Origin of the sequence: Azonexus sp., from assembly GCF_041909095.1 — a bacterium.
In the GTDB taxonomy this organism is placed as follows: Bacteria; Pseudomonadota; Gammaproteobacteria; order Burkholderiales; family Rhodocyclaceae; genus Azonexus.
In genome coordinates, this window is sequence record NZ_JAYREB010000006.1 from 190382 (window position 1) to 197873 (window position 7492).

Genomic DNA, 7492 nt, shown 5'->3' on the forward strand with positions numbered 1-7492 from the left:
CTCAGTTTACCCCGGCCTGCTCCAGCGCCCGGAACATCGAGCAGCGGCGGAACACGTCCTCGCCCGCCGCCACCTGCTTCTGGCTGCAGTATTTGGCGACCAGTTTGGCCAGCCCCTTGATGTCGCGCCCGGACGCCTGCGGGAAGATGTCGGGCAGGCGGTCGAGCAGTTCCGGCGCGACGGCCAGGCCGAACTGCGCCGCCATCACCCCCCAGATTTTCCGGCGGTCGTCGCGGCTCGGCGCGTGGAAGCGGATCAGCGCAATGCAGCGCGAGACGATCGCCTCGTCGATATCATCAACGCGGTTGGTCGTCAGGAACAGCAGCCCGTTGAAATACTCCAGCACGCGCAGGAAGACGCCAACCACCGCGTTCATCGTGATGTTGTCGTCGCGCCGCTTGATGTAGACGTCGGCCTCGTCGATCAGCATCACCGCGCCCCAGCGCTGGGCGCGGGTCAGCACTTCCTTCAGCGTCTTTTCCATCTCCGCCACGTTCAGGCCGAGCTGGCCGGAATGCACGCGGTAGAGCGGGCGGCGGATGATCTCCGAATACACCTCGGCGGTCAGCGTCTTGCCGACGCCCGGTGGCCCGGCGCAGAGCACCGTCGTGCCGCCCGACTTGCCGGCGACGATGTCGTCCATCAGCACGTCCATCTCGGCGGTCAGGATGTCGATCAGGTCGGTCTGCTCCGGCGGCAGCACCAGCTTGTCCTTGAGTTCCGGCTGGTAGGCGTAGGGCGCCATATCGTCCACATGGACCCAGACGTAATGGTGCAGGTCGAGGTGGAACATCAGGATGAAGAAATGCACCGGCAGTTCGGTGAACAAGCCCTTGGCGATGCCGTCGCGGGTTTCCTCGACTTCCGCCTCTTCCTTGCCGGAAAGGCGCGAGTTGCGCTGCACGCGACGGACGAACTTGGCCAGGATGTCGCCGGTGGCGTCCATCGCCAGCACGCGCTCGCCGAGTATGCCCTCGTCGTTGACCAGGCGCGCCGGCGAACCGGTCGACGAGAGGACGATCTGGTCCTTGCGCGAATAATCGGTGTCGCGGTGCGTCGCCGTCGGGTTCTCGGCAAACCAGCCGGTGCCGCTGCCGGAAAACTGCGCGCCGTACTGCGCCCGCCACTCGAAATAGCGCGCCGCGCCCTCCTCGTAAGCCGCCAGCAAGGCCGGCGTTTCCTTGACGAAGCCCTTGCCGGCGAGGATTTCGGCCACCGTGTGGCCGGCGATGTCGGCGCCGGAAATGCGCAAGGTCGCCGTCGCCATCTTCGCCCGCGAGTTGGCCCGCAGTTCGAGGAAGATCTTGCCCGTTTCCTCTTCCGACGGCGGCGTGTAATCGAGCCGCGCCACCACCCAGGCCAGCGGCTTGCCGGTAATCGCCGCCGAGAACAGCCAGCCGCGTTCGCTGCCCTCGGCCAGGTAACGGGCGATGGCCGGCACCGCCATTTCCAGCTCCTCGGCTGCAAAGCGATGCCCGGTCTCGGCCAGCGCCGCACGCAGCGTCGCAATCTGCGCCGCCTGCGCGCGCAACTCGCGGTCGCCGGCCGCGTACTGCGCCTGCAGCAAGTCCAGTTCGACAGCTTCCAGCTGGGCGAAGGAAACCTCGACCCGGTTGCCGAAACGCAATTGCTCGCGCAAGTGCGCCAGGCGCGGAAAGGCTTCGAGCAGCGGTTCAATGTGGCGGCGTTCGATCGACAACTTCATCGGCGGATTCCCCGGAGAGTAGCTTGTCACTGCGTCAAGCCAGTTTCATGCCTTGCCGCTCGCCCGCCAAACACCCAAAAAATCATGCGCTTGCGCGCCGACGATTTTGTCGCACCTGCAACACGTGGGACAATCGCGCCCCGTTCCCGGAAAGATCACCATGCACCCGCGCAACAAGAATGCCGACGGCTACGACCTCGCCACGCTGACCGCGACCTCGGCCGCGCTCGCCAAATACCTGAAGACCACGCCGGCCGGCGAGCCGAGCATCGACTTCGCCAACCCGGCGGCGGTCAAGGCGCTCAACCGCGCGCTGCTCATGCACCACTACGGCGTCAAGGGCTGGGAGATTCCGGAAGGCTACCTGTGCCCGCCCATCCCCGGCCGCGCCGACTACCTGCACGCGCTGGCCGACCTGCTCGCCACCTGCAACAAGAAAGCCATCCCGACCGGCCCCGGCGTGCGCGCGCTCGACATCGGCACCGGCGCCAACCTGGTCTATCCGCTGATCGGCCACGCCGAATACGGCTGGTCCTTCCTCGGCGTCGACATCGACGAAGCGGCGCTCGCCAACGCCCAGAAAATCCTCGCCAAGAACCCGGAACTCGCCGGCAGCATCGAACTGCGCCACCAACCGGTCTGGGACAACATCTTCACCGGCCTGCTGCGCAGCGGCGAAAGCTTCGACGTCTCGCTGTGCAACCCGCCTTTTCACAACTCGCCCGACGAAGTCCTCGCCGTCAGCCAGCGCAAATGGAACAACCTGGGCAAACCCGGCGCCAGGAAGGGCAGCACCCAGCCGCGCCTCAACTTCGGCGGCGGCGGCACCGAACTCTGGTGCAACGGCGGCGAACGCGCCTTCGTCAAATCGATGATCGAGCAAAGCACGCAGATTCCCAAGCGCGTGCTGTGGTTCACCTCGCTGCTCTCGAAAGCCGACAACCTGGTGCACATCGAAGCCGCGCTGAAAAAGGCGAAAGTCGTCGAATCGCGCATCCTGCCGATGACCCAGGGCCAGAAACAAAGCCGCATCGTCGCCTGGACCTTCTGCGCCAACGGCGAACGGGAGAAATGGCGGCGGGAACGGTGGGCCAAGGCTGAAGCAATTGCCGCTGAAAACGGGGAAGGCCAGCCGGACGAAAACTGACGGCCGGCGCCGGATGGACGTGATGATATGCGAATAAAATCAATCAAAACATGTTGATTAATTTCAATTGAACATGTAGATTGTTTTCAGCAAAACATGGCGATCAATCACAACCCCGCAGGTACCCCATGGCGCGCCCCCGACTCACACCCCGACAAAAACTCGCTCGCGCCCTGACCGAACTGCACGGCGTACTCGGCGCCGACCGGGGCGTTGTGCGCGGGCCGCAACTGACCAACGCCAATCGCGTGCTGCTGCTGGAAACCGGCTACCTGCGTGAAATCCTCAAGGGCTGGTATTTCGTCTCCGACCCGACGGCCGAAGCCGGCGACACCACCCCGTTCTATGCAAACTTCTGGGAATACCTGGCGCGCTATCTCGGCGAACGCTTTGCCAGCGGCTATTGCCTGACCGCCGAGCATTCGCTGTTGCGGCACGCCCGGCAAACCGTGATCCCGGCCACGGTCAACGTCATGCTCGCCTCCAGCCAGAGCCAGGTGCAGGAACTGGCTTTCGGCCATACGATCGCCATGTTCCCCGGCAAATCCACCTTCCCGACGGAAAGCCAGACGCAAACCATCGACGGCCTACGCTGCATGAGCATCCCGCTCTGCCTGGTCAGCCTGCCGCCCCGGCATTTCGCCACGCACGGCCGCGAAATCCAGATCGTCATGGCGCAGTTGCAGGACCCAGGCCCGCTGGCCGCGCTGGTCGACGTCAACCGCGCCGGCCTGGCGCGCATTCTTTCCGCGTACCGCCAGGTCCAGCGAGGCGATTTCGCCGACGCGGTAATAAGCCAGCTTGCCGGCCTGGGCATCCAGCTCAAGACCGACGAAACCCCGTTTGCCGCCACACCAATCTACACCCTCGGGCAAGCGGGGCGCTCGCCGCTCTACGCCCGCATCCGCGCATTGTGGGAACAACACCGGGAAAGCGTGATCGCCTGCAGGCCGGACAACGCCATTCTCGACCTCAGCCCCGCCGATTACCTCACCCGGGTGCAGGCCATCCGCACCGAGGACGCCTACCACTCGCTGTCCATCGAACGTTACCGGGTCACGCCGGAACTGATCCGCAAGGTTGCCGATGAAGCCTGGGACCCGGTCAGCGACGCGTCCGATCAAAAACAGGTGGCGGCGATGGCCGCCAAAGGCTACCTGGACGCCTTCGAACTGGTACGCGATGCCGCAGCGCAGGCATACGCACAACGGACGACGGCCCCCGGCCTCTCGGCCCGGCTGTTCGCCACCCAGCACCAGACCTGGTACCAGAAACTCTTCGGGCCATCGGTCGATGCCGGCATCCTCACCGTCGCCGACCTCGTCGGCTATCGCCGCCAGCACGTCTTCCTGCGTGGCTCGCTGCACTCGCCACCGCACCACGACGCCGTCCTTGACGGCATGACGGCTCTGTGCGAATGCCTAACCGCCGAAACCGATGCCTTCGTGCGCGCCGTACTCGGCCACTGGCTATTCGGCTTCGTCCATCCGTACATGGACGGCAACGGCCGCACAGCACGATTCACCATGAACGTCCTGCTGGCCGGCGGCGGCTACCCGTGGACGGTCATCCGCGTCGACGACCGCGACGAATACATGCGCGCCCTTGAATCAGCGAGCGCAAACGACGACCTGACGGCATTCGCAGGGTTCATTGCGACGCAGTTGGCACGAGAGGCGGCTACAGCGAAGGCGCCTTCGTGAAATCTGCGGTTTCCGAAGTGTGCTGTGGTTCATCATGCGCCCGCATCTTCGGCTGTACCTTCTGGGTTAACGGGAAGCGGTACAGGTTCGGAGTGAGCAACGAACGTCAGCACAAGCTTTCGACACCGCCAAGCGGTCCACCTACGCTAGCAGTACCGCTCGCCAAGCCAGAAAGAGTATTTTTGAAGCCCCAATAAAATCTCTTTGATGACAAGCACGCAATAACAAAAATTTATCAAACAGAGTCCAGTTATGCCCACTTTGACAACAGCACAACACTCCATCAGGAAGAACGTTGAATTACTGAAGCAACAGCAACAAATCCAACACCCCGTGTATCATGTGGAAGCATTACCAAACCAGCGTGATCATACTTGCTCATTTTATCTTTAACAGGCTTCTTTCCTTGCACCTCACTACGAGTACGCCCATTCCGATAAACGTCAATTTCTTGAGTGCCAGAAAAAATATTAACAATATCCGACTTTATATCATCAATACCCCCCCTATTCTCAACCGGCGTCACTCTTGTCATCAGAAGCATTACACGAAAAAAACCAGCACTATTTTTTCGTCTAACACGACTCCAGTTCCCCGTAGATTTCTGAAAATCCCGAAACCCAACACTAATAAGCGAACTAGCACTTCCGCGCCCTCCATTACCAACAAAAATAGTTTCAATTTTGTCTATAGGCATATGCTTACGCGCCAACTTGCCTTCAACATGAAATTGATGTTGATTCATGTACAACCAGAGATCTAACCTTCCAAAAAATGACGATTTCGCATCCTTTGCAACCGGGCGCTCAACTGCACTAAGAGCATCTTTATTATCGCGATGAATAGCCCCCGCCAAAGAGGCGATGCACATTTGCTCCGTCCCAACGCAAAACAAGGCCTCACCACCCACAAAAATCTCCGAACTAACATCTTCATAAAAATCAAGATATTTCCCCCAACTCTGAAGAGCTGACACTAGCGTATCTAATTCGGGAGATTCGTTGCTCGAATTATTAATAGCAAAAGCCTCGTATATATAAATCAAACCATTCTTTCTCACAGCCAATCCCCTAAACAAAAATTAAATTATACAAAACAGAAAAAGGACAATATTTTTATTACCCCCCCTGCGCAGATTCTATACGTAGGCATATCTGTTCACGCAACCGATCCGGCAACACAATATAAATTTGGCCACAATGCCCCAACAACCACAAAGTCAACTGCCAGTTATCCCGAACCCTGACTTCAAGCTGACGCCAGCCATCGCAATCTGACTCAGACAACTTTTGATCCGGGCCGAGCGGTGTTTCTTCGAGAATTCGTCCCAGCTTACTAGCCACCCTGGCTTTCAGCAAAATCCATTCCCCCGAGCCAAAATTCCCCTGACGTTCCAGGTACTCGGCCAGCGAAAACCCCGTCGGACGGGTTGCGGGAAGATGCTCCCGCTTCACTGAACTGAAGCGATGCAAGGCGAAAATCCGGGGATCTTCGTAGCCGTTGCACACCGCCACCAGATACAGCGACGGCTCGCGCACCATGAGGCCCAGTGGGTGCAGGACTCGCTCGCCTTCCTCTCCATTGATATTGCGATACACCCCGCGAAATTGCTCGCCGGCAATCAGGGCCCGATGCACCACCTGAATGACTTCTGGATTGATCTTCGGCGGCAGCATGGGCTGTGCCGGAACAACGACGCCCACCATGTCGCTCCAGTTGGCGACACCGTTCTTCTGCTGCAGGTTGAGTGTTGCTTCCGCGCGCTCGAACAATTTGCCCAGTGCGCCGGAGAGGGTAGCCGGTAGCGCCTGCTTCAGATACCGGGAAACCAAGACGAGAGACAGGGCTTCGGGTATCGACAGACCGGTTTCCGGTGTCGCGTCACGGGCAACCCAGCGGTAGCCGTACTCGACCCCTTTGCGGGGACGGCCGCTTGGGTCCTCGTCGGTATGACACTCAAGCTCCGGGTGTATCCCGATCAACGCGCGAAGGTCACGTAGTACGTGGTGCTTCTGGACATCGAAGCCCTGACCGCGCAAATCCGCCAACAGATCACGCTGGGTCACCCAACTGCGGGTTTTACTTAGACGCCGTACCGCGTCGAGTATCAGGTTGCGACGCTGGTTGGTGGCAATGGCGGGTTGTTCTGGCATGGCAATCCGAAAATTTGAAGCTGATTTCATTCGGCAATTCGTCCAGTTACAGGAATTGCCAGTCTGCCGGCGAGTGTGACAGTTTGACTCCCGCCTGCACTGCCAGCGCAACAGAAATGCCGCGTCGCCAGTGCTACACAAAATGTTACACCTACCCGGATGATGATCTACATCGTCATCAGAGAGGTGAAGCAAATGGAAGAAGCCGACTACCCGGCTGTCGCGCTGGTCGCCTGCGGTTTAGCAGGGATTGTGATGTCCTTGGACGTTGAAGGGAAACGCTACGGCATCGACAGGATCGTCGCCATCGACACCAGCGACAGAGCCTTGAATGCCTTCCGGAATGCCAATCAGAAAATCATGATCGGGGAGCGGGCGGCCGGAAAACCGAAAACAGCCGAACAAGTCCGCAAACTTGCCGGCAAACATCAATCGACGATCCAACAAGCACTAGATGGCATGCAACTGGTCATCATAGTAGGCGGAGCGGCAGGCTTTGCTGGCGGAACCCTGGCTACGCTGGTGGCAGAATTTGCCCAGCGCAACGGAAGCCTGGTACTAGCCCTAGTGTCATGGCCCTTTCCTTACGAGCCTCGGCAACGCCGTCGCCAGGCACTGATCACACTCGGCTCCCTGATCAAGCATGCGAACAGCGTGTTATTAACCCGGCAAATATATAGGGCGTTTGTGGTATGATATTGGCATGGATAAAGAAGACGCCCGCAAGCTCAGTCCAGAGCAACAAAAGGAGAAGCGCAAGATAGCGCTTCGCATGCGAATGAAC

General features: G+C 59.7%; 6 protein-coding genes. 3 read left to right on the top strand and 3 right to left on the bottom strand.

The window, feature by feature from the left end; genetic code table 11:
- Position 1: 1 nt before the first annotated feature.
- Positions 2 to 1705 carry an AAA family ATPase gene (locus tag ACE3OV_RS13085; RefSeq protein ID WP_374327681.1) on the bottom strand — a complete coding sequence of 568 codons (1704 nt, stop codon included), beginning with the start codon at positions 1703 to 1705 and terminating at the stop codon, positions 2 to 4.
- Between the two features lie 160 nt (positions 1706 to 1865).
- Between ACE3OV_RS13085 and rlmF the strand changes: the two genes are divergently transcribed.
- Positions 1866 to 2852, top strand: a complete 987-nt coding sequence (rlmF, locus tag ACE3OV_RS13090) for a 23S rRNA (adenine(1618)-N(6))-methyltransferase RlmF (RefSeq protein WP_374327682.1) — start codon at positions 1866 to 1868, stop codon at positions 2850 to 2852.
- Positions 2853 to 2980: 128 nt separating this feature from the next.
- Positions 2981 to 4555, top strand: a complete 1575-nt coding sequence (locus tag ACE3OV_RS13095) for a Fic family protein (RefSeq protein ID WP_374327684.1) — start codon at positions 2981 to 2983, stop codon at positions 4553 to 4555.
- 283 nt (positions 4556 to 4838) lie between these two features.
- Here the strand turns inward: ACE3OV_RS13095 and ACE3OV_RS13100 are convergent, their stop codons facing one another.
- Both ACE3OV_RS13100 and ACE3OV_RS13105 read right to left on the bottom strand, forming a co-directional pair.
- A complete protein-coding gene (locus ACE3OV_RS13100; protein ID WP_374327687.1) occupies positions 4839 to 5615 on the bottom strand; it encodes a hypothetical protein in 777 nt (258 codons plus the stop codon).
- Between the two features lie 58 nt (positions 5616 to 5673).
- Entirely contained in the window at positions 5674 to 6738 is a 1065-nt protein-coding gene (locus tag ACE3OV_RS13105) for a helix-turn-helix transcriptional regulator (protein WP_374327689.1), read from the bottom strand.
- Positions 6739 to 6867: 129 nt separating this feature from the next.
- Here ACE3OV_RS13105 and ACE3OV_RS13110 point away from each other — a divergent pair, with 129 nt between their 5' ends.
- A complete protein-coding gene (locus ACE3OV_RS13110) occupies positions 6868 to 7404 on the top strand; it encodes a hypothetical protein (protein WP_374327690.1) in 537 nt (178 codons plus the stop codon).
- Positions 7405 to 7492 lie beyond the last annotated feature (88 nt).

What these genes read in the sequence shown, in the direction of transcription:
- ACE3OV_RS13085 (WP_374327681.1), bottom strand. Translation starts at nt 1,705, where the DNA reads ATGAAGTTGTCGATCGAACGCCGCCACATTGAACCGCTGCTCGAAGCC.
- rlmF (WP_374327682.1), top strand. Translation starts at nt 1,866, where the DNA reads ATGCACCCGCGCAACAAGAATGCCGACGGCTACGACCTCGCCACGCTG.
- ACE3OV_RS13095 (WP_374327684.1), top strand. Translation starts at nt 2,981, where the DNA reads ATGGCGCGCCCCCGACTCACACCCCGACAAAAACTCGCTCGCGCCCTG.
- ACE3OV_RS13105 (WP_374327689.1), bottom strand. Translation starts at nt 6,738, where the DNA reads ATGAAATCAGCTTCAAATTTTCGGATTGCCATGCCAGAACAACCCGCC.
- ACE3OV_RS13110 (WP_374327690.1), top strand. Translation starts at nt 6,868, where the DNA reads ATGATGATCTACATCGTCATCAGAGAGGTGAAGCAAATGGAAGAAGCC.